The organism is Flavobacterium sp., from assembly GCF_027484705.1.
In the GTDB taxonomy this organism is placed as follows: domain Bacteria; phylum Bacteroidota; class Bacteroidia; order Flavobacteriales; family Flavobacteriaceae; genus Flavobacterium.
Genome location: NZ_JAIXSL010000018.1, coordinates 82531 through 108818, shown reverse-complemented (window position 1 = coordinate 108818; position 26288 = coordinate 82531). Strand labels below are relative to the sequence as shown.

Here is a 26288-nt window from a genome sequence, read left to right as displayed (position 1 = left end):
TTTTCAAATACTTAACGAAGCCCGAAAACCTCTGGACGCATAATAAGATTCTGCACCATTGTGGTATACGAAAACCGTATCGTAACGCCGGTCGCAGAAAAGGGCGCCTTTGCGTTTTCTGATAGCATCAGGAGTTTGCACCCAACTCGAAGTTTTGGTATCGAATGCGCCAAGTTCCTGCAATTCCCGGTACTGAATTTCCGTTAAGATTTCAACGCCCATAGCGGTTGCCATGTCGACAGCGCTGTCTTTGGGTTTGTGTTCTTTTCTTGATTCTAGGGCTTCGCGGTCATAACAGAGGCTTCTGCGCTCTTTCGGAGATTCTTCAGAGCAGTCGTAAAAAATATAGGCGCCATGCTTTTGATCAAATGCGACAACATCGGGTTCGCCGCCTGTTTTTTCCATTTCAAGTAACGACCAAAGTTTTTCAGTTTGGGTTTCGAGTCTTGCCTCGACTTTAGACCATTCGATGGCTTGATGGCGTTTCATGTTTTTTTCAAAACGTGTTTTCAATACTTCAATGAATACCGAACGATCCTCTGACGACAGCGCTTTTTGATTTCCCATAATCATCCATATTTAAACGCCTAAAATTAAAAAACACAATCAGTTTTTCAAAAAAAGGTAGCAGATGTCTAAAAATTCATCAATCATTTTCCATGCGATCCATGTTTGGTTTTAAGACCATTCTAAGGCTCAAAAGGCCAATAAGTGCCGCCACTAAAGAAGAAAGCAGTATCACAAGTTTAGCATTGTTGATGATACTCTCATTATCGAAGGCCAAAAGGGTGATGAATATTGACATGGTAAAACCGATTCCGGCTAAAAAACCAACACCGGCAATGGCTTTCCAGTTCAAATCGTCAGGAAGTTTGCAAAGGCCGAAAGTGACCGCGAGAAACGTCAGCAGAAAAATCCCAACAGGCTTTCCTATAATCAGTCCGAGTGCGATTCCGATGCTGTAATGCTGGCTCAGTATTGCCCCAATATCACCGTCTAGAAGGATGGCAGTATTGGCTAAAGCAAAAATCGGCAGTATCATAAAAGCTACAGGTTTGTGCAGCCAGTGTTGCAAAATATAAGACGTTGATTGTTCATCGCCATTGCCAAACGGAATCGCAAATGCGAGCAATACGCCAGTAATCGTAGCATGAACGCCAGAATGCAACATAAAATACCACATCAAAACCCCGCCAATGAGATAAGGAATCAGGTTTCTGATTTTAAGCCGGTTCAATACCAATAGCAACGCGAAAATTCCGAGTGCAATCAGTAAGTTGCTCCACAGTAAAGTTTTGGTGTAGAAAACGGCAATTACCAGAATCGCTCCCAAGTCATCAATGACGGCCAAAGCGGTCAAAAATATTTTTAAAGATGCTGGCACGCGACTGCCTAACAAAGAAATGACGCCTAAGGCAAACGCAATATCCGTTGCCATTGGAATTCCGGCGCCGGATTGTGTTGTGCTTCCATAATTGAACCAAAGAAAAATCCCGGCGGGAACAATCATTCCGCCCAAAGCACCGAAAATGGGTAGGAGCGCTTCTTTAATGTTGGAGAGTTCGCCGATGTAAATTTCTCTTTCGAGTTCCAAACCGATGAGCAGAAAGAAAATCGTCATTAAGCCGTCGTTAATCCAGTATTCCAGAGATTGTCCGGCCAATGGCGTTTGCCAGAAATGATGGTAAGTAGCACCGAAAATAGAGTTGGCCAGAAATAAAGATAAAACGGTACAGCCGATGAGTGTCAGCCCGCCGGCTTTTTCACTATGAAAGAAATCTTCAAATAAGGCGCTTATTCTCATGGGTTGTTTGAATTTCAACGATTCGGTCGTGCTTTTCTATCGCATACGAATATAAGGAAATATCAAACAAATTTCTAAGCTTGTTTACCCGCTATGCATGAAGTTGGTTTTGATGCGCCGGGATATAAATATCGAAAGTACTACCTTCGCCAGGTTCGCCGCTGGCAGTGATAAAACCATGATGGTTTTCGACAATTTTTTTTACGATGGTCAGTCCAATGCCCGTACCGTCATAATTTTCCTTCTCATGCAGGCGTTGGAAAATCTCAAAGATTTTATCGTTGTATTCCTGATCGAACCCAATGCCATTGTCCGCAATGCTGATATGGCAATAATCAACAGGTCTCGCCAATTTTTTTGGGTCAGCAGCGTCATACTTGATGATATCGCTTTTGATGATGATATGCGGCGGAACATCGGCTCTCGAAAATTTAAGCGAATTGGCAATGAGGTTCTGCAACAATTGTCTGAACTGGAAAGGGATAATTTCTACATCACATAAGGTACCGATTTCAATCGTGGCATTTTTTTCCTGCAATTCTTCTTTGAGGGCCGCCATGACTTCCATGACAATTTTATTGAGGTCGCGCTTCTCGAATTTCCTTTCGGTGGCGGTCGTTCGCGAATAGGCGAGCAAATCATTAATAAGCGTTTGCATATGCAATGCGGAAAGCCGTATACGCTCGAAATGGTATTTTCCTTTCAAGGATAAACGGTCAAGTTCTTCATCAAGAATCCGGCTCGAGAACGCTTGTATTTTCCTCAAAGGTTCCTGCAAATCGTGGCTCGAAATAAACGTAAACGATTCGAGTTCCTTGTTGGCCACCAGCAATTCTTCGGCGCGTTTTTCCTTTTCCTGATTCTGGAACGCAAGTTCGATATTGGCGATGGCTAGTTCTGCAGCGCGTTTTTCCTTTTCTTGATTCTGAAAAGCCAGTTCGGTGTTGGCAATGACAAGCTCTGCAGCGCGTTTTTCTTTCTCGTTATTTTGAAAAATCAGTTCGGTATTGGCGACAATCAATTCAGCAGCGCGTTTTTCCTTTTCTTGATTCTGGAAAGCCAGTTCGGTGTTGGCAATGACAAGTTCTGCAGCACGTTTTTCTTTTTCGTCATTTTGAAAAGTAAGTTCGGTGTTGGCAATGACAAGTTCTGCAGCGCGTTTTTCTTTTTCTTGATTTTGGAAAGCCAGTTCGGTGTTGGCAATGACGAGTTCTGCAGCACGTTTTTCTTTTTCCTGATTCTGGAAAGCCAGTTCGGCGGCGCGTTTTTCTTTTTCCTGATTTTGAAAGGCAAGTTTCTTATTGGCGACAATTAATTCGACTAAATTATTATGCTCTTCTTTCTGAGCCGCGATTTTATTTGAAATAATTATTTTTTTTGTCATTGTGCCATTACTTGGCTACAAAAGTACTCTTTAGAGCATCATAAAGTTTATACATTTCCGATAATGGGTACGAAAATTAAAAAATAATTCTTCCACTTAAAAACCTGGAATACAGCCATTGATTAAGCCAGTTTGACCCCAAACAAATAGCCCACCAATGCGGTCAATCCCATAGCGGCCGTTCCCCAGAAGCTAATTCTCAAGATCGCTTTTGTAACGCTCGATCCTCCTGCTTTTGCAGCCATAGTGCCTAGCAAAATGAGGAACAAAAGGGCAGAGGCATACAGGTAGTATTCCATGCTTTTTACGGGAAGGAATATCGTCGCCAGCAGCGGGAGCAATCCGCCTACGGTAAACGAAGCGCCCGAAGCCAAGGCTGCCTGAATCGGATTGGCCTGAGAGATTTCGTTGAGTCCGAGTTCGTCTCGAACGTGTGCGCCCAAAGCATCGTGTTCGGTCAATTCGTGCGCCACGGTCAAAGCGGTTTCTTTTTTCAAGCCGCGTTTTTCGTAGATTTCAGCCAGTCGCAACAATTCGATTTCGGGCATTTCGAGCAATTCCTGTTGTTCGCGTTCAATATCGGCTTTCTCAATATCGGTCTGCGAACTCACCGATACATATTCACCTGCCGCCATCGACAAAGCTCCCGCCACCAATCCTGCGAGTGTGGCCAAGATTACAGGTTCCCGATGATGGCTTGCCGCGGCGATACCAATAGCGATACTGGCGGTCGATAAAATACCATCATTGGCACCCAATACGGCTGCCCGCAACCAGTTGCTGCGATGAATGTAGTGCGAGGCTAAATAATCTTCTGAATCGTGTTCTGTTTGGGTTTGCATCTTATAAAGTTTTGCGTTAGTAGTATTTTAGTTTTACGGTTGGGTAATCATTTTTTTAAGCAACGTGATTTGCCCCAAGTGATAGTAGCTGTGCTCAATCATCGCATCGATATTGCGTTGGTAGGTGCCGTATTTTTCGTCGGTAAAAACCTCATGAAGTTTGTCATTGGGCATTTGTTCAATCATTGAGGCAAAGGCTTCGGCATCATTCCAGAAAGTTGTCAGAAAAGCATCCCATTGCGTTTGTGAGGTTATTGGAGCGAAATCGAAACTGAATTTGTCGCGAATGTCCAACGTTCCGCCCCTGAAAACATTGTTGATTCCGGCAATGTAATAATGAATATGCTGCGCCAATACCGCAATCGTATTTAAAGATTGAATTTTCGTCGTAGCGATTTGCCAATCAAGACCCGACAACTGGTCTTTAAAATTCGTGTTGGCTACCCAGGTTCCGTTAAGCATCACTTCGCGGAAGCGTTTGGCGATGGTATGTGTGGTTTCCATAGGTTCTTTTTTTATTTGTTGGCTTTTAGATGTTCGAAATCCTGTTTTCCCGTAAAATATTCCAAGCCCAGAATCAGCACAATGACGAGGGCAAAAGTCACTTTTTGCATCATCGGTAATAAGGCTCTGTAGGCTCCGGCGCCATAAATATACAACGTAAAGTAAAACCCCAGAAGGCAAACCACGCAGAGTATTTTAAAAATAAGCAACTTCGATTTCCATACGAAAACACTAATATAAAACATCCCGAGCAGAAACAACGTGCTGGACAGCGTAATCATGATGTCGTGTAGTGGCGTGGCGATTAAAAATGTAAACACCATGCCGCCGGCACCGCAATATTTGATGACTTTAGCCGCACCCGAAATCGGAATTTTTTTAGAGAATTCGATGAAGAACAACGCAAAACTCAACGAAAGGAAAAGCATGCCCGCGACGGCCCAATAACGGCCCGAATTGTCCTTACCATTGACCGCTTTTTCACCAAAAAGATTGCTGATGTAATTGTCGCTCCAGTCATAACCGACCGAGTTTGGATCGGCTTGTGAACCACCGGGATAGTAAAGTGACGCAATGACCAACAAAGCGATGGCCATGATAATTCCCAGTAGTATGCAATATTTCCTGAACATAAAATACCTGATTTAGAATAGTTCCCTGTTAAGTCTCGCCACAACCCTAAAGGTTACAAAATGAACCAACTCGGCAAGAGCAACGAAAATACTAAAATAAAAAACAACCAAGAAAAACAGCTTTAGGTTTTGGCAGCAGTGTTACTTCCAGATTCTGAAATTGAGCGTCAACTTTTTCTTTTCGAGCAGCGTAAACCAATCGATGAAAAGCAGCGCACAGATCATCAGGAGGCCAAGCATCAGACTTCCGATCGATTTCCAGGATAAGGCCGCGCTGACCATCCCGTCAAAATTGTCGTATGCGAATTTCCCCATATGAATCACGAGCGCATCGCTGATAAATTTGCCTACAAAAAAAGCCGGAATAATCTGCATGGGTCTGATACGCGCCATGCCACCGGCAAGAAACAAAGGCGTCGTAGGCAATGGCAATAACGAATAAGCCAGAATCACCACTTGGCTTTTCCAGCCTTTCTCTTTCATCTTCTGTCCGAGAAATTGCACTTCGCGGTTTTTTTTCGCTTTGAAGATTTTATCCGCCAGCAACGGAATGTAAAGCGCCAACAGATACCTACCCAAAATAGAACCCGCCACGCCAACCACAATCACCAACCAAGGATCGAGGCCAAACGCAAGCTGCAAAGGCACCATCACCGAAAACGCGGGCGGAAAAGGAAACGGCACCACATCAAACAAAAAGGCGCCTGCAAAAACCAGTAAATAGTGCCACCACATAGTTTTCCGAGATTAATGATGCAAGGTTAGTCTTGCGTTGCTAAGGTGCGCTTTTTAAAATTAGATTGTATAAAATTATTAAAATAAATATTCCGACCAATCCCTGACACAAATTATACAACTTAAAGCCTTAATCATACAACGCCATGGCGCAGCATTCCAATTAATTTAGCCAATCAACTTTTAATACTATAAAATGAAAACTCAAAAAGTAATACTTGTATTGGCAATAAGTCTCGGTATTTTGTCAACTTCCTGCAACAATGACAGCGACAACAACAATAACGGAAACAACACTTTGCCGCTTGAAGGAAAATGGAATGCCACCAAAGTAGGTACGATCGTAGCCGGACAGGAAATACTCATCGATCCGCCACAGAATGAAGATGGTTGTCAAAAAGATTATCTCGAATTTTATGCAGACAATTCAGTAACCGCTGGCGATTATGATTCTTCCGACTCGCCTTGTGTGTTGCAGACCGCAACCGGAACTTACACCAAATCAGGCAATACGCTGACCACCGTAATCGATGGCACCAACAGAACCGAAACGATTCTGAACCTGACCGACACGCAGTTGAAACTCAAAGATGAATCGGGCGCCATTGCGGTGTTTACGAAAGCTTAGTAGGCAGCAAGCAATTAAAAAATTCAATCTAAATTTTCTTAACGTTTCTTTATCAAAATCGCATCGAATTCTTGCCGACAATAGTCGTAATTTTGCGTTTCGATTTTTAAGATTCTTATGAAAATACTTTACACTTACGTTAAAGCCCACAAACCTTTATTGTTTCTCGCGCTGTTTCTCGCAGCCATCAACCAGTGTTTTTCGCTTTGCGACTCCATCATTATTGGAAAGCTACTCAATGAATGTGGCGTCGGCGTGAAGAACTTCAATAACGATTATGCCATGTTTACCAAAGCCGTTTTGGGTTGGTTGGCGTTATCTTTAGGAGCGGCGATGCTATCCAGAATCGCGAAGAACTTTCAGGATTATTTCACCAACATTATCATCCAAAGAACTGGTGCGCAGATGTATACAGATGGTATTCAAAAAGCGTTGCAGCTTCCTTTTCAGGATTTTGAAGACCAGCGCAGTGGCGAAACTTTAGGCAAACTCCAGAAAGTCAAAAGCGATTGTGAGAAGTTCATCACGTTGTCAATTTCGATGGTGTTCCAGACCGTGATTGGGATTACGTTTGTAGTCGTTTATGCGATCAACATTCACTGGTTGCTCGGCCCTGTTTTTCTGGCTACGATTCCTGTGGTGGCTTTTGTAAGTTCGTTTTTAGGAAAGAAAATCAAAGTGGTGTCGAAGGAAATCCTACGCGAAACCACCGCTTTGGCTGGAGCGACTACAGAATCGCTGCGCAACATCGAACTCGTGAAAAGCCTAGGATTGACCCAGCAGGAAGTGAATCGCCTCAACAGTACCACGATTAAAATCCTCGGATTGGAACTGAAGAAAGTGCGTTTCATCCGTTCGTTGAGTTTCATTCAGGGAACTACTGTTCATTTCATGAGAACCTGTCTGGTGTTTGCACTTTATATGTTTATTTTCCGCGACATCATCAAACCCGGCGATGTGATTACGCTGATGTTTTTCTCTTTCTTTTTGTTCAATCCGTTGCAGGAACTGGGCAATGTGATCGCAACTTACAACGAAACCAAAGTATCGATGGACAATTTCAGCGATTTGATGCATTCCAAAAGCGAAGACAAACCTGTGCATCCACAAACCATAGGTTCGATCAACCATCTGAAGTTCTCACACATTTCATTCAGACACCAAAGCGCAGGAACTTATGCCGTCAAAGACATTTCTTTTGAAGCCAGAGCAGGCGAAACGATTGCGTTTGTCGGCCCATCGGGAAGCGGTAAGACCACACTTGTGAAGATGTTGGTTGGTTTGTATAAACCCGAAGGAGGCGCCATTTACTATAACGAAAAAAACGCCAACGACATTGACTTGACAGAATTGAGACAGCAATTAGGATTTGTAACTCAAGATGCCCAGTTGTTTTCGGGCACGATTCGCGACAACTTATTGTTCGTCAAACCCGACGCGACCGATGAGGAAATCAATAATGTCTTGCGCCAGGCGGCTTGTCAGAACTTGTTGGCCAGGGCTAAAGACGGCATCAACACGACGATTGGCGAAGGCGGTATCAAAGTTTCCGGAGGTGAGAAACAGCGGTTGTCGATTGCGCGCGCTTTGCTTAGAAATCCGAGATTGTTGTTGTTTGATGAAGCCACTTCAGCTTTAGATTCGATTACTGAAGAGGAAATCACACAAACGATCCGAAACATTTCATCCAAACAAGACCAGATTACTTTGCTTATTGCGCACCGATTGTCTACGATCATGCACGCCGACAGGATTTATGTATTGGAGCAAGGACATATTATAGAACAAGGAAAACATCAGGATTTGCTCGACGAAAAAGGCTTGTATTACGCGATGTGGCGTCAGCAGATTGGGGAACGAAAGTAATATCAAAGGCCAGTAAAAATCTATTTTCCAATAGCATTCCTGCTGATAATATCCTTGAGTTTGTTCTTCAAATCTTCGCCGCAATCAAAAACCATCTGTTCATTCGTAGGAAACGGAACCTGTCTGCGGTCAAAATTCTGAAGATAATCAGTTTCACAAGCGCGACGGTCGCCCTGATAATGCGCGTACACATTCTGAAATAAAAACTCGCTAGCGATAGGAAAAGTTTGAAGCAATTGGTTGGTTTTTAAATTCACGTAATCCACTTTGGCGGTAACTTGCACGGCTTTTTGTTGTGTCGATTCGTAAATCGCGATCTGCACCGTTTTCATATTATCGACATAAATCGGTTTGCCCAGACTGTCTTTCACTTCACGGCCACGCGCATCCAAAAGTTTCTTGACGCCGTCCTTGATGACTTTTTCTTTCTGGAATTCTTTCTCGTTGATGCGTTCCGGCGAAATATTGATGTCCCTGAAATTGATTTCAATGCCGTAAGTGTAATCGATTCCTTTTTGTTTCGCATTGTGGTAAGCCGTCCATTTATCGTTTAGGCCATACGTGCTAAAATCCATCAAATCATCATTTAAACGTTTCGGAACAATGACATTGGTTTGGTTTTTAGTCGATACAATCACGAAATCCGTTCCCTTAAATTGCGCGTCGTTAATGAGCTTCGTCACATCCTTATAACCCGGATTGATTTGATTCAGATACACCAAATCATCATACGCACGGCGGCATCTCATCTTATCGCCCGACATCAGCGCAGCCACCGAATTCAAATACAAATATTTAGACAAAGCATTCCTGCTGTTGGTGAGTTGCTCGGAATAATCCTCCATCGGAAACTTCGCATCGCGGCCTTCCTTAATCAATTTCAACGGCAGCAACGGACGGATCAGTTCCTGACGTTCACTCAGCAATTTATAAGTGTTGTAAATCGCCTCAAGATCCTTCGGGTTCGCATCCTTAAACCAGCCCCAGCCCGCAATATCACGCAAATCACGCTCTTTGGCTTTGGCAAACGCTTCTTCCAAAAGATACACATAATCCTGTTTGCCTTTCGCGTCTTTGTTGCTCTGCAAACCTTTTACGGCTTTCTCAATCGCGCTGTCATAATCGCCCGAAGCGACCATTTTACGAGTGGTTTTTACGCCACAAGCGCCGACTATCATCAATAAAAATAATAAGGAAATTTTTTTCATGACTTTATTTTTTTAGGAGCCGGGAACCTGCTGTACGCTCCCAATTTTTTGCGCTGAACGCCAGCACAAAAAGATTTCCGCTGCCATCAGGGCTAGGGCTGTAGTTCCCAAAGTGATTCTTACTTTCTTACGAAGGGGGGCAATAATTTACTGCTCACTTCACCAAAACCGATACGCACTTCGTTGTTCTTGCAGAAGCCTTTCATAATCACGGTATCATTGTCGTTGATGAATTTGCGTTCACTTCCGTCTTTCATCACGATTGGGTTTTTGCCATTCCAGGTGAGTTCCAACATCGAACCGAAACTGTTAGCCGTCGGCCCAGAAATCGTTCCCGAACCCATCATATCTCCAGAATTTACACGGCAACCGTTAGAAGTATGGTGCGCGAGTTGTTGGCTCATCGACCAATACATATATTTAAAATTGGAATTTGAAACCACCGTGGCTTCAGTATTTTCAGGCTCAATGGCTACTTCCAGATTGATATCAAAAGCATGTTTGCCTTTTTGCTGCAAATACGGCAACGGATTCGGATCTTGTTTCGGTCCTTTGGTTCTAAAAGGTTCCAAGGCATCCATCGTTACTATCCAAGGCGAAATTGAGGTTGCAAAATTCTTCGCCAAAAACGGTCCGAGCGGCACATATTCCCATTTCTGGATGTCTCGTGCGCTCCAGTCATTGAGTAAAACCATTCCGAAAATATAATCCTCAGCTTCATGCACCGGAATGTTTTCACCCATAATGTTTGCGTCGGTGGTAATGAAACCCATCTCCAACTCAAAATCAATCGAACGCGAAGGTCCAAAAACAGGCGTGCTTTCCCCATTCGGTAAAGTCTGTCCCATCGGGCGGTGCACCGGAATTCCCGAAGGCACAATCGTAGAACTTCTGCCGTGATATCCAACAGGTATGTGCAACCAGTTCGGTAACAAAGCGTTGTTCGGATCGCGAAACATCGTGCCCACGTTGGTAGCATGTTCTTTACTCGAATAGAAATCGGTATAATCGCCAATGAGTACCGGAAGTTGCATTTCGACATCTTCCACTTTGCATACGACAATTGATTTATGTTCAGCGTTATCTCTCAATTTCGCATTATTGCTGTCGAAAATCTCGGCAATACGGTTGCGCACCAAACGCCAGGTTTTCTTTCCGTCGGAGATGAAATCATTGAGCGTATCCTGCATGAACATATCGTCCGTCAGTTCAATGCCATGAAAATAGTCGAGTTGTTGTAAGGCTCCAAGATCAATGGCATAATCGCCAATTCTGGTGCCTATCGTGATGACATCATCTTTGGTAATGAAGACGCCGAAGGGTATGTTTTGTATCGGAAAATCGCTGTCTGCAGGAACTTCCAACCAGGATTTTCTTTTAGGATTGTTTGCGGTGATGGGCATGTGTCGTGTTGATTGTTTGTTGAAAATTCATTGACCAAATATATCATTATATGCCAATTTAACAAACCGTTTTCGTAATTTTGGGCAGTTTTTAACGAAAAAAAATAAAATGCGACACGACGAACAGATTTTCGATTTAATTCTTGAAGAACAAGACCGACAAATACACGGTATAGAACTCATTGCCTCTGAGAACTTTGTCAGCGACCAGGTCATGGAAGCCGCGGGTTCGTGCCTCACTAATAAGTATGCGGAAGGCTATCCCGGAAGACGTTATTACGGTGGCTGCGAAGTGGTCGATGTCGTAGAGCAGATCGCCATCGACCGAGCCAAAGAACTTTTCGGTGCCGAATATGCCAACGTGCAACCGCATTCGGGTTCACAAGCCAATACCGCCGTTTTCTTTGCTTGCTTAAAACCGGGTGACAAAATTTTAGGATTCGATTTGTCGCACGGCGGGCATTTAACGCATGGTTCGCCTGTGAATTTCTCAGGTCGTTTATACAATCCGGTTTTTTATGGTGTTGAAAGAGAAACCGGTCAATTCGATTACGATAAGATTCAGGAAATCGCCACGCGCGAAAATCCAAAAATGATCATCGCAGGAGCATCAGCATACTGCCGCGACATGGATTTCGCAAGGTTCCGTCAGATTGCGGATAGCGTTGGAGCGTTGTTGCTTGCCGATATTTCACATCCGGCCGGATTGATTGCCAAAGGATTGATGAACGACCCGATTCCACATTGTCATATCGTCACTACTACTACACATAAAACTTTGCGTGGGCCAAGAGGCGGGATGATTTTAATGGGCAAAGATTTCGAAAATCCGTGGGGATTGACCACGCCAAAAGGCGAAATCAAAATGATGTCGAACTTACTGGATATGGCGGTTTTCCCAGGAAACCAAGGCGGTCCGTTGATGCACATCATCGCTGCTAAAGCGGTAGCGTTTGGTGAATGTCTGACCGATGAGTTTTTCCATTATTCGATGCAGGTGCAGAAAAATGCCAAAGCGATGGCCGAAGCTTTTATGAAAAGAGGTTACGATCTGATTTCTGGAGGCACCGACAACCACATGATGCTTATTGATTTAAGAAACAAAAACATAACGGGGAAAGAAGCTGAAAATGCTTTGGTTCGCGCTGAAATTACCGTTAACAAAAATATGGTTCCTTTTGATGACAAATCACCGTTCATCACTTCCGGAATCCGTGTTGGTACTCCGGCCATCACTACGCGTGGTTTGGTGGAAAGCGATATGGAAACGATTGTCGATATGATCGACCGTGTTCTGATGAATCACACTGATGAAGCAATCATCGAACAAGTGGCTGATGAAGTCAATGCGATGATGGGCGAACGCGCGATGTTCGTGTTTTAAGCAACATCATTAAATGATAATGAGAACCCATACTTTCGAGTGTGGGTTTTTTATTTGTGTTAAAGTTTCAAAAAATATTACGTTATAATTTGTTCGTACGAAATTTTTCCTACCTTTGATTTGTTGAAATCAAAAAAATGAAAATGAGCATCCCGTCAGAACCTACAAAATCAGAACTCGAAATCTTGCAAGTGTTGTGGCAATTTGGCCCGTCGACCGTGCGGTTCGTCAATGACCAGCTCAATGAGCAGAAAAGGGCGGTACAATATACATCGACGTTAAAATTGATGCAGATTATGGCCGAAAAAGGCATGTTGCTTACCGACAAATCAAGTATGAAACATGTTTACAGCCCGGCGATTGAAGAGAAAAAAACCAAAGGATTCCTGCTTGAAAAATTTGTGGATGCGATGTACAACGGCTCCAGCAGCAGTCTGATGATGCAATTGCTCGGGAACAAAAAAACATCACAGCAAGAAATTGATGAGATCAGAAAAATGCTTGACCAACTTGAAAAGAAATAATCCGTAAAACGAACGCTCATGATTTTTAACGACACTTTACTCAAAGCCATTTCTTGGACGTTAGTGCATTCCGTGTGGCAGGGATTTCTGTTGGCTTTGTGCGCAGGAACCGTAATTTTCATCACGCGGAAATCGTCAGCGAGCTTGCGTTATAATATACTTTCTCTTTTGTTTTTGAGTTTTGTGATCATTGCAGGTTTTACGTTTGATTACGAATATCAAAGTGAAAAAACCGAAGTCACTACACGCCTTAATTTACCAGTCAACCAATTTAATGCAACAATTGCTGATGTTTCTGGCAACGGAAATATCGATGCTGTTTCTAATTCGATCATTAGTTTTTTAAACCATCACGCCAATACCATCACACTGATTTGGTTTCTGATTTTCTGCATCAAATGTTTCGGAGTTTTTACAGGTATGGGCCATATCTATAGGATTAGAAATTACAAAACTTTTGCTCCGCCAGCTTATTGGAGCAGCAGAATAGAAGCATTGGCAAGTCGCATTCAAATCAAAAAAACAGTTGTTTTATTAGAATCGACTTTGGTCAAAGTGCCTTTGGTGACCGGATTTTTCAAACCGATATTACTCGTTCCTTTTGGCTTGTTAACAAGTTTGCCAGAAGAACAGATCGAAGCGATTTTATTGCACGAACTCGCGCACATCCGTAGAAAAGATTACGGAATCAATTTGGTGCAGGCTTTTGCGGAAACGATATTTTTCTTCAATCCGGGTGTTTTATGGCTGTCATCGCTGATCAAAGAGGAACGCGAAAATTGTTGCGACGATATTGCGATTGCTGCCACTGAAGATAAAATCAATTTTGTGCAGGCGCTTGTCACTTTCGATGAATTCAACAGAAACAATTGTACGTTGGCGGTAGGATTTGGCAGTACTAAAAATCATTTGTTGCAACGAGCGAAACGCATCATCCACAATAGCGACAAATCACTCAACAAAGTCGAGAAAACGTTCCTTGCAACAAGCCTTTTTTTGACGGTGGTAGTGTTGTTAGCCTGCTCGAAACCAACGGTCAGCAATGTTGCCATACCTATTATGCCTATTGAAATTTCACCTGTAGCTCAAGTTCAGGATTCGCGATGCCCTCCAACCAATCCTCAGGCCATTTATCCGCAAACAAAATTGGATTATGATGCTGAAGTTGCCCGAAAAGCTACCATGGAAGCGGCCAAAGCTGATGAAGCGGCCAGAAAAGCGGATGATGATACCAGAAAAGCAGACGAGGCCGCAGCCAAAGCCGATAATGAAGCAAGGTTTTACGATGATCAGGTTGCAAAAGCTGAAAACGAAGCGCATAAAAATGAAGCTAGGTCAAGAACGGTGACCACAAGAACCGTCATCAACGACACTAAAAGCGCCAAAACTTATGAGAAAGAGGTTACAGAAAACGGCACCAAAAAGGTTTCGATCAGAACCGGAATTTCAGGAGAAAATCTGCCAGAGAACCTCAATGTGGAGAAAATCACCAGTAACATCATTTCCGATCTGATGGCCGAAAAAATCATCAAAGACACTAAAAATTTATCGTACAATCTTTCCAAAATCAACCTTATCGTCAACGGAAAAATACAGCCCGTAAGTCAATACAGGAAAATTCGGGACAAATACATCAAAGCGCCGTTTCACAACATCTGCTTTAACTATAATATCAACAGCAAAGTCGCTTCAGGCGAAAAATAGATCATTCAGGCGTTGGCAAACTGACGCAATAACCAACACTTTATCTTTTTAAGATTCACTTTTGTGAACTGGATTTTTATGGCCTTAAATGAAACAAAATCAACTTATCATCAACCAATCATCATTCATCAAAAAACGAAACCAGTATGAACCTTTATTTTAAATCAATGTTATGCAGTTTATTCCTGTGCTGCGGATTTGCTCAGGCGCAGTCGGGAAAAATCAGCGGAAAAGTGCTAACTTCAGCGAAGCAACCGCTAGTTTCTGCAGTAGTTTCCTTGGCACTAGTCAAAGATAACACGCTCGTAAAAACCGAAATCACCCAAGCTGACGGCAGTTTTGAATTTGCCAATCTTGCCAATGCAGCGTACCAAATTGCTGTTGAAAATGAAGGTTACAAATCGTATTTAAGCACTTCCATCAACATTGATTCGCAACAAGAAGTGGTGTGGCCGGAAATCACCATGGAAACGCAACAAAGCAATACGCTTCAGGAAGTCGTGGTCAAGAAAAAGAAACCTTTCATTGAGAATAAAATCGACAGAACGGTCGTCAATGTAGAGGCTTTCATCACGGCTGCAGGCGGCGATGCGATGGATGTGCTCGAAAAATCTCCGGGCATCAGCGTCGATCAAAACGGTACGATCACTTTCAAAGGCAAATCAGGCGTTCAGGTTTTTATTGATGACAAACCTACTTATTTGTCCGGAGCAGAACTAGAAGCTTACCTGAAGTCGCTTCCCGCAAGCACGCTCGATAAAATCGAATTGATGACAAATCCGCCGGCAAAATACGATGCGGCAGGAAGTGCGGGCGTAATCAACATCATCAGCAAAAGATCGAAAGCGAAAGGATTCAACGGCAGTGTTACTTCGCGCTATTCGCAAGGACAAAGGCCGCAGACGCGACAAGGTTTCAATTTCAATTACCTCAATAATAAAGTCAGGTTGTTTGGGAATGTGGGTTACGCTTACCAAAATCCGGTAAATGATCTGTTTATTTTCCGACGGTTTAAGAATGCGGATTTAACCACGAAAAGCCTTTTTTACCAGAACAGTTTTTTCCGGACACAAGTCAATACAGGCAACGCCAAAATCGGATTGGATTATTACGTGAACGACAAAACCACTTTGGGCATCGGACTTACTGGAATTCTGAAATCGAGCCGCCAAAAAACGGATGTGCGCAGTACTTTAACCAATTCCGCTTCGGTCATAGATTCGACCATTATCGCCAACAATATTGAGAATGAGAAATTCAAAAATGGCGGCATCAACCTCAATTTCCGTCATGATATTGATACGCTCGGGCAAAAAATCACGGTCGATCTCGACTATCTGAAATACGAAACCGAAACCAACCAACGCTTTAATAATTTTGTGTACCAACCCGATAATTCGCTGAGCAGCCAAGATGCTTTGCATGGTATTTTACCCACCGATATTGCCATTTATTCGCTGAAATCTGATTATACGCATCCGCTTCCGAACCAAGGAACCTTTGAAGCCGGTTATAAAGGAAGCTTTTCCAAAACCGATAATATTGCCGATTACCGCGATATCATTGCCGGGAATGAGGTTCCGAATTACGATACGAGCAATCATTTTAAGTATGATGAAATCATCAATGCGGTGTATGTGAATTTCAATACGAGTTATAAAAAATTCACTTTTCAGACCGGACTGCGGTTGGAACATACGGATTCTAAAGGCAATCAGCTCGGCAATGTTGAGAAACCCGCATCGACGTTCAAAAGGAATTACACCAATCTTTTCCCGACGGTTTATGTGATGTATAAGTTAGATTCGATTGGCAACAATCAGTTGGTTATCAATTATGGAAAAAGAATTAACCGCCCGTATTTTCAGGATTTGAACCCATTTGTGAGCCCGCTCGATAAGTTCACGTTCTATTCCGGAAACCCTTATCTGGACCCTAATTTTTCTGATAATTATGAATTTTCGTATCGTTACAAAGAGCTTTTTTCGACGACTTTAAGTTATGCCCACAGCAAAGATGATATCAATGAAACGATTGAAATTAAAGACGAAATCTATTACAGCCGCCCCGGAAATATCGGTAAAAGTGAGTATTACAGCCTCAATGTGAATGCCCAAATTCCGTTTGCGAAATGGTGGTCCGCCAACGTTTATTCGGAAGTGACTTACTCGCATTTTCAGAGCCAATTGTATACAGAAGGTTTGAATTCTTCGGGAACGTTCTGGTATTTTATGATGAACAACAGTTTTAAATTCAAAAAAGATTGGTCGGCGGAACTCAGCGGAAATTATACCACGGATGTGACCTCCACGCAGTTTGTTTTGTTGGCAAGATCGAATGTCAGTTTGGGTGTACAGAAAAAAATCCTCAAAGGCAAAGGCAGTTTAAAATTGTCGGCGAACGATATTTTCTTTTCGAATCTCAACAACGGCATCATCAAAAACATCCAGCTTACCGATGCGAATTGGAGAAACCGCGGTGATTCGAGATTCGTCGCACTTACTTTCACCTACAGTTTTGGGAAATCATTTGAAACCAAATCGCAGCATGATGCCAATGGCGCCGATAGTGAAAAGAACCGCGTGAAAAATTAAATAGGGCCTACAAATCCCTGAAATTTGTGATTAAATGTTGTAATTTTGGCTGTCGAAAAAAGGTCGGTTTCGGGTTAGATCTATGACGACCGACTTTCGACAGCGACAACAGTTAATTCAAAAAACATCTTATGTCAACTTTCAGATTGCAACTTCCGACCGATCCGCGCTGGGTCAATATCGTAGAAACCAACATCGAAGAAATCCTGACCGATCATGCTTGGTGCGAGCAAAAAGCCGCTTCAAATGCAATCACGATCATCACCATCAATTCGGAATATCCGGATTTAGTTAGTGATATGTTGGCACTGGCCAAAGAGGAAATCGAGCATTTTGAAATGGTGCATGAAATCATCAAAAAACGCGGCCTGACTTTAGGTCGTGAACGCAAAGATGAATACGTTGGCGAACTCGCACAATATATGAAACGCAGCAATACCGGAAGCCGGGTTTCAGGTTTTGTTGAGCGCATGCTGTTTTCGGCTATGATCGAAGCGAGAAGCTGTGAAAGGTTTAAAGTGCTGTCTGAGAATATTCAGGATGAGGAACTTTCTCAATTTTATCGTGAACTTATGGAAAGTGAAGCCGCGCATTATACCACTTTCATCACTTATGCGCGCAAATACGGACAAGGCATCGATGTGGAAAAACGCTGGCGCGAATGGCTTGATTTCGAAGCTTCGATCATCACCAATTACGGAAAAAGCGAAAGCATTCACGGGTAAATTCTCACAGGAACCACAGTTTTAAGGCGTTCATTCTTAGTTTGTTTGAATTTTTAACATCTTATTTTATTTAACTTCTGTTGAAGGCTGGAAATTTTTGGGCTATATTTATAGCATCAAAAGCAAACAAAACAAACCAACAACCCCATGAGACTCTATTTCAATTCTGATGGAATCGTAGCTTGTCGTGTTATTTTACAGGAACAGCTCGAACGATTCAACATCAAATACAAACTTTTGGATTTTGGAGAAGTCGAGATCAAAGAGGTCATTTCAAAAGAAACGCTCACCGAACTTCAGGCTTCGCTGAACCATTACGGCATTACCTTAATCGACAATCAAAAAAACCAATTGATCCAGAAAATCAAGGATGCGATTATCGAAATGGTATACGAAAGAGACAAACTTCCCGTTACTACGACTTCGGTTTATCTGGCGGACAAGCTGAATTTGAGTTATGGTTATCTGTCGAATATTTTTTCAGAATATACTTTTACCTCGATTGAGAACTACATTATCATCCAGAAAATTGAACGCGCCAAAAAACTGATTATCGATGAGGAATTTAACTTAACCGAAATATCTTACAAACTTAATTACAGCAGCCTCGCGCATTTGTCGAGCCAGTTTAAGAAAGTCACCGGTTTGACGCCGTCGGTTTTTAAACGTATTGTCAACAAAAGAAAATCATTGATCAATAAATAATTTCCAAACCCTTTTCTACTATTATGGCTACAAATCAAAAACCATTGCGAATTCTTTTAGCCGATGACGACGAGGACGATCGTATGTTCTTCAGCGAAGCGATTGCCGAACTTAAAATGACCAATGAGCTGATCTTATTTGAAGATGGGAAAGACCTGATGGAACATTTGGTGAATCCGGATTTTGAATTGCCGCACATCTTATTCCTCGATTTGAACATGCCTTACAAAAATGGCTTGGAATGCTTGAAGGAAATCAGGGCAGACCAACGTTTTCGGGAGGTTTCCGTGGCGATCTATTCCACATCTTCTTCAGAAAGTGATATTGAAGATACGTTTATCGAAGGTGCAAATATATACATCAAAAAGCCCAACGATTTTTCTGAACTCAAAAGAGTCATCAAAGAAGTGCTGCACCTGAACTGGCAATTTCATACTTCATCTTTAAACCGCGACACCTTTTTCTTTAGCATCTAGTGGCTATGAGATTCTTTGGATTGTATAAAAATTCCCAAGTATTCAAATTAGCACTTATCGTGGCCATTGCTTTGGTTTGTTATATCGCTTCGGTGTTTTACAATCAGATGCAGCGGCTTGATACTTCTGTAGATTTAATCGCAAGATCGAACCGGACGCAGTTGGAACTCGAAAAGGTTTTGTCGGTGGTGAGCATGTATGAAACGAGCCTGCGGAGTTATATTATCACCAAAGACGAATCGTATCTGAAGAACCGGTTTCTGGACCGCGCGCAGATTGAACTCATTCTAAAAAGAATCGAAAGGTTGTCCTTCGGAGCCGACAAAAGTAAAGATATCGACAGCCTAAGAAAGCTCATCGATTATCGTTTTATGCTTTTTCGGGAGACGCTGACCATCGCTAAAGACAAGAAAATCAATCCGCTGGAACTCAACGCCAGACTTCTCGAAAGCAGCAATTGTACCAAAGCGATGCGCGATTTTGTATACAAAAGCATCAACAAGCAGATCAATATTGCTAAGCTCCATAATTCCTCGCACCAATACGAATTGCGCAATTCTATGATCAATGTGTTTTTGCTCGTGATCATATCGCTGCTGATGGTTTTGCTGTCTTACAATAAAATGAACGTCGATATCAGAGCGCTCAAAAAAGCCAACGACGAACTTAAATTCCTGAACCATTCGTTCCAAAACGCTGAGAAGATTGCAGGCTTTGGCTACTGGAAATATAATCTTGATACCGATACTTATATTTTTTCAGACAACTATTACCGAATGTTAGGCGTTGAACCTGGCTCGTTCGAAGCCAAAGTTGAAAATTCTTCGAAATACCTGCATCCGGATGATTATGAAAGCATCATGAAAGCGCATGAGGATTCTCTGAAAAACCACCAGGATACCACGATGACTTTCCGTTATTTATTGGCGGACGGAACCATTCGTTACATCACATCGGTCGGAAGTTTTACTAAAAATGCTATCGGGCAGACCGTTAAGATTGGCGTCAATTACGATGTCACGGAACAGTATAAAAGAACCATCGAACTGGAAGAAAACAACAAGCAATTGGTGGTGATGAATGAAGAATTGCAGGCCTTCAACAACATTGCAAGTCATGACCTGCAGGAACCGCTACGCAAAATCCAGATGTTTATTTCGCGACTCGAAGAAAAGGAACTCGAATTGCTGACGGATTCCGGAAAGGATTATTTCTCTAAAATTAAACTCGCTTCGAACAGAATGCAGCGTTTACTGATTGATTTGCTCAATTATTCGCGCGCGGTCAGAGGTGATAAAGCTTTTGTGAAAACCAACCTCAATGAGGTCATTCAACAGGTTCTTCATGATCTGGCTACCAATATTGAGGATAAAAAAGCCGAAATTGAAATCGGTGCGTTGCCCAAAATAAAAGCCATTGCATTCCAGATGGAGCAGTTGTTTGTGAACCTGATTTCAAATTCAATCAAATACAGCAAGGATGATGTGCCGCCCAAAATTGAGATTTTTGCCGAAACCATCGAGCCAAATGAAATGCACAAAGGCCAACCGATTGCCAGCGACAAATACTATAAGATTGTAGTAGCGGATAACGGCATTGGTTTTAAACAGGAATACGCAGAAAAAGCATTCCAGTTGTTTAAGCGGCTCGAAACGGATGCAAAATATGCCGGCACAGGACTAGGATTGGCCATCTGCAAACGCATCGTTGAAAATCACAATGGCTTTATTAAAGTGAAAGCCAAACCCAATGAAGGCGTAAAATTCTCTATTTTTATTCCTAAAACTATTTAATTTGACTATGCTTACCATTTCTGAGGCAACCGCAACCGACTTTCCGGTCATAAGAAAAATAGCTTATGAAACCTGGCCCGTGACTTACGGCAATATCCTGTCGAAAGCCCAACTCGATTATATGCTGGGCAAGTTCTATTCTGATGAAACGTTGCAGAACAATCTCCTACAAAAAAATCACCGGTTTCTGCTGATTGCCGATAGTGGGAAAACCATTGGTTTTGCATCCTACGAACATGATTATCAGCAAAATAATGTTACCCGGCTACACAAACTTTATGTGCTTCCGACGGCTCAGGGAAAAGGAGCAGGGAAGGCATTGCTGGTAGCAGTAGAGCGATTGGCAAGCGATCATCAGGCAGACGCAGTTTCTTTAAACGTCAATAAATTCAATGTCGCCTATGACTTTTACCTCAAAAATGGGTATCAGAAAATAGGCGAGATTGATATTCCGATTGGCGATGGTTTCCTGATGGAAGACTATGTCATGGAAAAGAAACTGTGAGTTCCCTTAAACCTTAATGTGTCCCCAGTTTTCGCCGGTTTCAATGCGTTTCAAATGTGTTGCACTAATGCCGAATTGTTTGGCGATCATACTGTTTCTGGTTCTTCCTTTAGGATTCTGCAGCATCTTTTTAATACGGATTACGGTCGTTACCGTTAGTTTTCTGCCGTCAGATTTGATATTGTGCTCGAGTAAATTCTGTTTCGCGCGGATGACCCTCGGGCTTTTCTTGTAATGTGCCAATTTCTCGGCAGGATTAGCCCAGCGCAGATTGTTGACATCGTCATTGTCACGGCTGAAATCCATATGCAACACATGCACCTGATCTTCAGAGGTTTTTGGAATGAAATTTTCAGCCACCAGTTTGTAAACAAATTTTATTCTGTTGATGATTTTGTCACCAACTTTTTCTCTGTAACGTAAGGTAACATAGCCATCAGAAGTACCTCCTTTGAGGATGTTTCCGTCTTCAATACGGTCTGTAAAACTGGCTATTCTTCCTTTGTTTGAAATGGCATAACGCATTCTTTGAGGAACATCCAAGAAAACTTCCTTGAATTCTTCATTAGGGTAAATTCTAATCATTGTTATTTAAAAGGTATAATACAATAGTTCTTCCGATTTTCCAAACTATAGGCGTATAAGGAATGCAGGTTTATAAGGTAATAATCTTTTGGGAAATCGATTAATCATTCAAAAATATAAAAAATAATAATTTACGTACATAAATTAACGCTGATTTTACAAATAAACTTTTATTTATAACAATTATCTTACAATTAGATGTCAGCAACAATAATTTCGTGTTGAAATAACAATCCTTTAACTTCTTTTAGTGAAAAAATTGCTTTCTGAATTCTGGTTTTTTGCGGGTTGATTGTATAGTGGTAACTCGTTTTGAAATTTGTTTTCAAGGCAATCGCTTTATCGAATTCACTACGATATAAATCGCAATGATCAAATACTGCAGCAGTGATGTCGGCGCCCATAAAATCTACGGCAATCAGGCTACAGTTTCTGAATACCGTATCTTTAATCTTCAGGGCATAGAACTTGGAGAAATCCAAAATACAATCGTCAAATGCAATGTCAAAAATGAGTTTGTCGCACATCGAAAAATTGACTTCCTTCATCTCACAGTCATGAAAACCAACAGTTCTCAGCGCCACATGATTGATTTTTGCGCCGTTGAAATTACAATGATAAAAATGACAATCGATAAAAGTCACATCGATGAAATTGCAACTTGAGAAATCACAATGGCGGAAAGTGCATTGTTCAAATTCCTTATAATTGACTGCTTCTCTTTGGTAAGTTCGGTTTTGGTACTCTTGGTTCAGGAAATATTCGGGCATGAATCGGGCATCGTTTTTTCGAATCCCAAATGAAATTCGATGGCGGCAATATAATCCATTTTCAAATAACGTTTGGTCATATCTCCATTTTTTTTTACGCCCAACGGTACGTCGTAGCAGTGCGTGCATCAACATAATTTTGGGATATTAGCGATTAATGCTGATAAAATTAGCGTTTTGCCTCAAAGTAATACTTATACAATTCAGAATTTATGTTATACAATGCACTTGAAATAAATTTTTTGAAGGCCAAAACGTTTGGAATTTAAACCCTATTTTTACAGTATAAGCGTCAACACTATGCAGCAGGAAAAAGTAACAGGTTTTTTCTATAAAAACCCGTCATTAAAAATTAGGGAATTTCTTTCTTATCTCACGTTACGGCTAGGAATTATATTTTCCCTGAACATGCAGTCGACGATCATTTATTTCTGGATTTATCAACTCACCAATGACAAACTTTCTTTAGGTTTGGTTGGGCTTGCCGAAGTGATTCCAGCCATAGGTTGTTCTTTTTTTTCCGGCCATGTCGTTGATGAAAATGAAAAACGAAAAATGGTTATCCGATGCCTTAGCGGATACATTTTCATAGGATGCTGTCTTTTCGGGATTGCCTTACCCATCACACAAGCGCAGCTTCCGATTGGTGCTTCGCAATGTCTGATTTATCTTTTTGTTTTTGTGGGAGGTGTCATCAGAGCATTTTATAGCCCGTCGATGTTTTCGCTTTTCGGATTGATTGTCCCGCGCGAGCATTACCCCAATGCAACAAGCTGGAGCAGTATGGCGTGGCAAATGGGTGCCGTTTTAGGGCCGTTGGCTGCGGGTTTTCTGATTGCCTGGATTGGAATCCCATTCGGATTGCTTGGCGTGGTCATCATTCAAATGGCTATGTTTTTACCTTTATTAAAAATCACTGTTAAACCAATACTCAAGAAAGCCAAGGAACCCATTTTGCAGAGCGTAACTGAAGGATTGCGGTTTGTCATGAAAACACCTACACTTTTAGCGGCACAATGTCTGGATATGTTTTCGGTATTGTTTGGTGGCGCGGTGGCGTTGTTGCCGGTTTATCAGAAAGAAATCCTGCATGTCAATGAAATGGGTTTCGGAATCCTGCGTTCCGCACCGGGAGTAGGAGCATTACTGACTTTAGGATTGCTGGCTTTTTTGCCCTTGAAAACTTATCCAGGAAGGAAATTATTTGTCTGTGTGACCGGTTTTGCCGTGTCAATCATCATTTTTGGGATCTCAAAAAACTTCTACCTTTCTTTTTTCATGCTACTATTTTCGGGAATGTTTGATGCCGTAAGCGTGGTCATCCGCAGTACGATTTTGCAGCTGGTCACTCCAGATGAAATGCGCGGTCGTGTTTCTGCCGTGAATACGATGTTTGTGAGTTCCTCAAACGAACTTGGCGATTTTGAAAGTGGTGTTATGGCGCATTGGCTTGGCACGGTAAGAGCCGTTGTTACGGGCGGATGTATTACACTGGGCGTGATTGCTTTTACTTTTTTCAAAGCACCTCAATTGCGTGAATTTAGTTTTGAGGAAAAAAATAAAGAGTAAGAATTGTCTCCTCTGAAGTGTAATTATATAAAGTAGCGGCGATATCTTATAAGCTATTTTCAAAGCGAACCTATTAGTTTTGTGTGTAAACAAGAAATGCTATGAAAACGCCCCAAACCATATTTTATCTTGATGACGACACGGATGATTTATATTTCTTCAAGGAAATTGCAGAATCATTAGGTCATGAAGTTTCCATATTCGTCAATGGCACAGAAATGTTGCGAAGCCTGAAGAAGAAATTACCCGATATCATTTTTCTGGATATTTACATGCCGGTTTTTGATGGCGATGAAATTCTTGACATCATTAAGAAATCTGATGAATGGAAGCATATCCCTGTGGTGATGATTTCCGGAATTTACCCTAAATCGAACAGCAGTAAATATTTTAGTTCCGGCGCTAATTATCTGATGCGAAAACCGGTTAACTTTACGGAATTGAAATCTTCGTTAGAAGAGATTCTCAAAATCGATTGGGAAAATTTCCAAGCTTTTGCTTAAGACCTTTTTTCACGCATCATCGGGTAGGTATACCGAAAAACGCAATTATTAATAGCTAGTTGCGTTTAAAAAGTGACCTCGGAAAAACTGGCTGCATGCATTCATCAAAAAACCGTTTTGAAAATCCATAAAACAAAAAAAACCTTCAAGGAAACCTGAAGGTTATTTTTATACTTTTTAGTTGAGACGATTATCTGTAGTGCAACGCAATTTGACCAATCTGTCCTACAATTTTAAACGAATCTTTGAAGGATAATTTCGAGCCATCCATGTGTACCCAACGGTTTAATGGTTTTTCACATATCAATGCTTTAGCTTTTTCATTGCCATAGACTTTTTTCATGCGCATGAAAATCTCTACATCAAACAACCATTTTGTTAGAAATTTCTTTTGAAACGTTTTCTCCACAATCTCTTTGGTCATGATTTTGGCCCCGCATTGGGTGTCTTTGAAATCCATGCCCAAGGTTTTTCTGATGATCAAATTGATGCCTTGGCTGATGATTTTACGAGCTGATTCTTTAGCGATATCGGCGCCCATTCTGTTGATACGCGAACCGCTTACAATTTTATAATTCGAGTTGCTAATGGTTTTAACCAAATCATCGAAATCATCAAAATTGGTTGATAAATCAGCATCCAAAAATCCAATATAATCAAATTGGTTTTGTTGCGCCAAATGCAGCATTCCCAAACGAACCGCTTCTGCTTTTCCGCCATTTTTCTCGCAATCGTAAATACTGATTCGATCTTCATTCCCTTTACGTAGCTCTTCTAAAACGCCTAAAGTGTTGTCTTTGCTTCCGTCATTCACAAAGCACAAATGATAGCTAAGATTTTGGTGAACAAACGCCTTAAACTCGTCGCTAGACAATCGGGTTTCTTCATTGTAACAAGGAATGACAACGCCTGTACAAGTACTTTGGATGTTTCTGTTTTTATTAATATCGACTAAAGAGATGACATTTTCAGCACCAATTAATCTTCTCACTCTAGCGCCGATTTCATTTAAACTCAATGGTTTTTTCATATAGTCCGCAGCGCCCAATTCGAATCCTTTGACAATAATTTCTTCTTCATTATTCCCGGACAAAATCATGACTGGCGTTGCATGCTTTTTGATTTTCTTAATGTACTTCACAATTTCTAAACCTGAAGCTTTTTCATTGATATTGGTCGTGTCGTTTTTTTGCGTTTCAATTTCCAACACGGGCATATTGATATCCGCAATAACCAAGTTAGGTTCGAATTGATCGTATTTTTTTATGGCATCGAAAACATTGTTGGAGCTTAAAACTTCATACCCCAAATCGGTTAAACATTTGTTCAAAGAAAGCAATACTAATTCTTGGTCGTCAACTATTAAAATTTTCATGATGTTTATTTTTTGTGATTAATTTCATGGCAAATATAGAACGACAACCAAGGCCGAATTGGAGATTTTA

Annotated in this window: 25 protein-coding genes; 13 read left to right on the top strand and 12 right to left on the bottom strand. The window is 41.7% G+C overall.

All coding sequences use genetic code 11. The features are described from left to right. Nucleotides 1-3: 3 nt before the first annotated feature. From Q0058_RS11460 to Q0058_RS11430, 7 genes are all read right to left on the bottom strand, one after another. Nucleotides 4-567 (bottom strand): DUF4256 domain-containing protein, encoded by a 564-nt coding sequence (locus tag Q0058_RS11460; protein WP_298224041.1) that lies wholly within the window; start codon nucleotides 565-567, stop codon nucleotides 4-6. A gap of 79 nt (nucleotides 568-646) precedes the next feature. Next, nucleotides 647-1804 (bottom strand): Na+/H+ antiporter NhaA, encoded by a 1158-nt coding sequence (nhaA, locus tag Q0058_RS11455; RefSeq protein WP_298224039.1) that lies wholly within the window; start codon nucleotides 1802-1804, stop codon nucleotides 647-649. Nucleotides 1805-1895: 91 nt separating this feature from the next. Next, on the bottom strand, nucleotides 1896-3188 hold the full coding sequence (locus Q0058_RS11450) for an ATP-binding protein (RefSeq protein WP_298224037.1): 1293 nt from the start codon (nucleotides 3186-3188) through the stop codon (nucleotides 1896-1898). Nucleotides 3189-3310: 122 nt separating this feature from the next. Then, nucleotides 3311-4030, bottom strand: coding sequence for a VIT family protein (locus Q0058_RS11445; protein ID WP_298224035.1), 720 nt, complete (start codon nucleotides 4028-4030; stop codon nucleotides 3311-3313). Nucleotides 4031-4063: 33 nt separating this feature from the next. Next, complete coding sequence (locus Q0058_RS11440; RefSeq protein ID WP_298224033.1) at nucleotides 4064-4534, bottom strand: DUF1572 domain-containing protein; 471 nt, start codon at nucleotides 4532-4534, stop codon at nucleotides 4064-4066. A gap of 11 nt (nucleotides 4535-4545) precedes the next feature. Further along, nucleotides 4546-5166: a hypothetical protein gene (locus tag Q0058_RS11435; protein ID WP_298224031.1), complete on the bottom strand. Its 621-nt coding sequence runs from the start codon at nucleotides 5164-5166 to the stop codon at nucleotides 4546-4548. Nucleotides 5167-5307: 141 nt separating this feature from the next. Beyond that, entirely contained in the window at nucleotides 5308-5901 is a 594-nt protein-coding gene (locus Q0058_RS11430) for a small multi-drug export protein (RefSeq protein ID WP_298224030.1), read from the bottom strand. 196 nt (nucleotides 5902-6097) lie between these two features. Between Q0058_RS11430 and Q0058_RS11425 the strand changes: the two genes are divergently transcribed. After that, on the top strand, nucleotides 6098-6529 hold the full coding sequence (locus Q0058_RS11425; RefSeq protein ID WP_298224028.1) for a lipocalin family protein: 432 nt from the start codon (nucleotides 6098-6100) through the stop codon (nucleotides 6527-6529). A 117-nt stretch (nucleotides 6530-6646) separates the two neighbouring features. After that, nucleotides 6647-8395, top strand: a complete 1749-nt coding sequence (locus Q0058_RS11420) for an ABC transporter ATP-binding protein (protein WP_298224026.1) — start codon at nucleotides 6647-6649, stop codon at nucleotides 8393-8395. A gap of 20 nt (nucleotides 8396-8415) precedes the next feature. Here Q0058_RS11420 and Q0058_RS11415 read toward each other — a convergent pair whose 3' ends face one another. Together Q0058_RS11415 and fahA are read right to left on the bottom strand one after the other, a co-directional pair. Further along, a complete protein-coding gene (locus tag Q0058_RS11415) occupies nucleotides 8416-9603 on the bottom strand; it encodes a hypothetical protein (RefSeq protein ID WP_298224024.1) in 1188 nt (395 codons plus the stop codon). A 119-nt stretch (nucleotides 9604-9722) separates the two neighbouring features. After that, entirely contained in the window at nucleotides 9723-11006 is a 1284-nt protein-coding gene (gene fahA, locus Q0058_RS11410; protein ID WP_298224022.1) for a fumarylacetoacetase, read from the bottom strand. A 109-nt stretch (nucleotides 11007-11115) separates the two neighbouring features. On the opposite strand from fahA, the gene glyA reads away from it, so the two are divergent. The 9 genes from glyA (at nucleotide 11116) to Q0058_RS11365 (ending at nucleotide 21416) form a co-directional block, all read left to right on the top strand. Beyond that, on the top strand, nucleotides 11116-12390 hold the full coding sequence (glyA, locus tag Q0058_RS11405; protein ID WP_298224020.1) for a serine hydroxymethyltransferase: 1275 nt from the start codon (nucleotides 11116-11118) through the stop codon (nucleotides 12388-12390). A 143-nt stretch (nucleotides 12391-12533) separates the two neighbouring features. Beyond that, complete coding sequence (locus Q0058_RS11400; RefSeq protein WP_298224018.1) at nucleotides 12534-12914, top strand: BlaI/MecI/CopY family transcriptional regulator; 381 nt, start codon at nucleotides 12534-12536, stop codon at nucleotides 12912-12914. Nucleotides 12915-12932: 18 nt separating this feature from the next. After that, on the top strand, nucleotides 12933-14618 hold the full coding sequence (locus Q0058_RS11395) for a M56 family metallopeptidase (protein WP_298224016.1): 1686 nt from the start codon (nucleotides 12933-12935) through the stop codon (nucleotides 14616-14618). Between the two features lie 146 nt (nucleotides 14619-14764). Further along, entirely contained in the window at nucleotides 14765-17212 is a 2448-nt protein-coding gene (locus Q0058_RS11390) for a TonB-dependent receptor (protein ID WP_298224014.1), read from the top strand. Between the two features lie 131 nt (nucleotides 17213-17343). Beyond that, entirely contained in the window at nucleotides 17344-17937 is a 594-nt protein-coding gene (locus Q0058_RS11385) for a tRNA-(ms[2]io[6]A)-hydroxylase (protein ID WP_298224012.1), read from the top strand. Nucleotides 17938-18084: 147 nt separating this feature from the next. Beyond that, a complete protein-coding gene (locus tag Q0058_RS11380; RefSeq protein WP_298224010.1) occupies nucleotides 18085-18642 on the top strand; it encodes an AraC family transcriptional regulator in 558 nt (185 codons plus the stop codon). 23 nt (nucleotides 18643-18665) lie between these two features. Next, entirely contained in the window at nucleotides 18666-19118 is a 453-nt protein-coding gene (locus tag Q0058_RS11375; RefSeq protein ID WP_298224009.1) for a response regulator, read from the top strand. A 5-nt stretch (nucleotides 19119-19123) separates the two neighbouring features. Next, nucleotides 19124-20911: an ATP-binding protein gene (locus Q0058_RS11370; protein WP_298224008.1), complete on the top strand. Its 1788-nt coding sequence runs from the start codon at nucleotides 19124-19126 to the stop codon at nucleotides 20909-20911. A 7-nt stretch (nucleotides 20912-20918) separates the two neighbouring features. Continuing rightward, entirely contained in the window at nucleotides 20919-21416 is a 498-nt protein-coding gene (locus tag Q0058_RS11365) for a GNAT family N-acetyltransferase (RefSeq protein ID WP_298224007.1), read from the top strand. A gap of 6 nt (nucleotides 21417-21422) precedes the next feature. Here the strand turns inward: Q0058_RS11365 and Q0058_RS11360 are convergent, their stop codons facing one another. Together Q0058_RS11360 and Q0058_RS11355 are read right to left on the bottom strand one after the other, a co-directional pair. Continuing rightward, nucleotides 21423-22001, bottom strand: a complete 579-nt coding sequence (locus Q0058_RS11360; protein WP_298224006.1) for an NUMOD4 domain-containing protein — start codon at nucleotides 21999-22001, stop codon at nucleotides 21423-21425. A 194-nt stretch (nucleotides 22002-22195) separates the two neighbouring features. Beyond that, on the bottom strand, nucleotides 22196-22771 hold the full coding sequence (locus Q0058_RS11355; RefSeq protein WP_298224004.1) for a pentapeptide repeat-containing protein: 576 nt from the start codon (nucleotides 22769-22771) through the stop codon (nucleotides 22196-22198). A 300-nt stretch (nucleotides 22772-23071) separates the two neighbouring features. On the opposite strand from Q0058_RS11355, the gene Q0058_RS11350 reads away from it, so the two are divergent. Both Q0058_RS11350 and Q0058_RS11345 read left to right on the top strand, forming a co-directional pair. After that, entirely contained in the window at nucleotides 23072-24340 is a 1269-nt protein-coding gene (locus Q0058_RS11350; protein ID WP_366869732.1) for an MFS transporter, read from the top strand. Nucleotides 24341-24441: 101 nt separating this feature from the next. After that, nucleotides 24442-24843, top strand: coding sequence for a response regulator (locus Q0058_RS11345; protein ID WP_298224001.1), 402 nt, complete (start codon nucleotides 24442-24444; stop codon nucleotides 24841-24843). Nucleotides 24844-25033: 190 nt separating this feature from the next. On the opposite strand, the gene Q0058_RS11340 is transcribed toward Q0058_RS11345, so the two are convergent. Beyond that, complete coding sequence (locus tag Q0058_RS11340; RefSeq protein ID WP_298223999.1) at nucleotides 25034-26218, bottom strand: glycosyltransferase; 1185 nt, start codon at nucleotides 26216-26218, stop codon at nucleotides 25034-25036. Between the last annotated feature and the right edge of the window lie 70 nt (nucleotides 26219-26288).

What these genes read in the sequence shown, in the direction of transcription:
- Q0058_RS11430 (WP_298224030.1), bottom strand. Translation starts at nt 5,901, where the DNA reads ATGTGGTGGCACTATTTACTGGTTTTTGCAGGCGCCTTTTTGTTTGAT.
- Q0058_RS11385 (WP_298224012.1), top strand. Translation starts at nt 17,344, where the DNA reads ATGTCAACTTTCAGATTGCAACTTCCGACCGATCCGCGCTGGGTCAAT.
- Q0058_RS11445 (WP_298224035.1), bottom strand. Translation starts at nt 4,030, where the DNA reads ATGCAAACCCAAACAGAACACGATTCAGAAGATTATTTAGCCTCGCAC.
- Q0058_RS11415 (WP_298224024.1), bottom strand. Translation starts at nt 9,603, where the DNA reads ATGAAAAAAATTTCCTTATTATTTTTATTGATGATAGTCGGCGCTTGT.
- Q0058_RS11440 (WP_298224033.1), bottom strand. Translation starts at nt 4,534, where the DNA reads ATGGAAACCACACATACCATCGCCAAACGCTTCCGCGAAGTGATGCTT.
- nhaA (WP_298224039.1), bottom strand. Translation starts at nt 1,804, where the DNA reads ATGAGAATAAGCGCCTTATTTGAAGATTTCTTTCATAGTGAAAAAGCC.
- Q0058_RS11435 (WP_298224031.1), bottom strand. Translation starts at nt 5,166, where the DNA reads ATGTTCAGGAAATATTGCATACTACTGGGAATTATCATGGCCATCGCT.
- glyA (WP_298224020.1), top strand. Translation starts at nt 11,116, where the DNA reads ATGCGACACGACGAACAGATTTTCGATTTAATTCTTGAAGAACAAGAC.
- Q0058_RS11460 (WP_298224041.1), bottom strand. Translation starts at nt 567, where the DNA reads ATGGGAAATCAAAAAGCGCTGTCGTCAGAGGATCGTTCGGTATTCATT.
- Q0058_RS11395 (WP_298224016.1), top strand. Translation starts at nt 12,933, where the DNA reads ATGATTTTTAACGACACTTTACTCAAAGCCATTTCTTGGACGTTAGTG.
- Q0058_RS11365 (WP_298224007.1), top strand. Translation starts at nt 20,919, where the DNA reads ATGCTTACCATTTCTGAGGCAACCGCAACCGACTTTCCGGTCATAAGA.
- fahA (WP_298224022.1), bottom strand. Translation starts at nt 11,006, where the DNA reads ATGCCCATCACCGCAAACAATCCTAAAAGAAAATCCTGGTTGGAAGTT.
- Q0058_RS11420 (WP_298224026.1), top strand. Translation starts at nt 6,647, where the DNA reads ATGAAAATACTTTACACTTACGTTAAAGCCCACAAACCTTTATTGTTT.
- Q0058_RS11380 (WP_298224010.1), top strand. Translation starts at nt 18,085, where the DNA reads ATGAGACTCTATTTCAATTCTGATGGAATCGTAGCTTGTCGTGTTATT.
- Q0058_RS11375 (WP_298224009.1), top strand. Translation starts at nt 18,666, where the DNA reads ATGGCTACAAATCAAAAACCATTGCGAATTCTTTTAGCCGATGACGAC.
- Q0058_RS11350 (WP_366869732.1), top strand. Translation starts at nt 23,072, where the DNA reads ATGCAGCAGGAAAAAGTAACAGGTTTTTTCTATAAAAACCCGTCATTA.
- Q0058_RS11390 (WP_298224014.1), top strand. Translation starts at nt 14,765, where the DNA reads ATGAACCTTTATTTTAAATCAATGTTATGCAGTTTATTCCTGTGCTGC.
- Q0058_RS11340 (WP_298223999.1), bottom strand. Translation starts at nt 26,218, where the DNA reads ATGAAAATTTTAATAGTTGACGACCAAGAATTAGTATTGCTTTCTTTG.
- Q0058_RS11450 (WP_298224037.1), bottom strand. Translation starts at nt 3,188, where the DNA reads ATGACAAAAAAAATAATTATTTCAAATAAAATCGCGGCTCAGAAAGAA.
- Q0058_RS11400 (WP_298224018.1), top strand. Translation starts at nt 12,534, where the DNA reads ATGAGCATCCCGTCAGAACCTACAAAATCAGAACTCGAAATCTTGCAA.
- Q0058_RS11370 (WP_298224008.1), top strand. Translation starts at nt 19,124, where the DNA reads ATGAGATTCTTTGGATTGTATAAAAATTCCCAAGTATTCAAATTAGCA.
- Q0058_RS11355 (WP_298224004.1), bottom strand. Translation starts at nt 22,771, where the DNA reads ATGCCCGAATATTTCCTGAACCAAGAGTACCAAAACCGAACTTACCAA.
- Q0058_RS11360 (WP_298224006.1), bottom strand. Translation starts at nt 22,001, where the DNA reads ATGATTAGAATTTACCCTAATGAAGAATTCAAGGAAGTTTTCTTGGAT.
- Q0058_RS11345 (WP_298224001.1), top strand. Translation starts at nt 24,442, where the DNA reads ATGAAAACGCCCCAAACCATATTTTATCTTGATGACGACACGGATGAT.
- Q0058_RS11425 (WP_298224028.1), top strand. Translation starts at nt 6,098, where the DNA reads ATGAAAACTCAAAAAGTAATACTTGTATTGGCAATAAGTCTCGGTATT.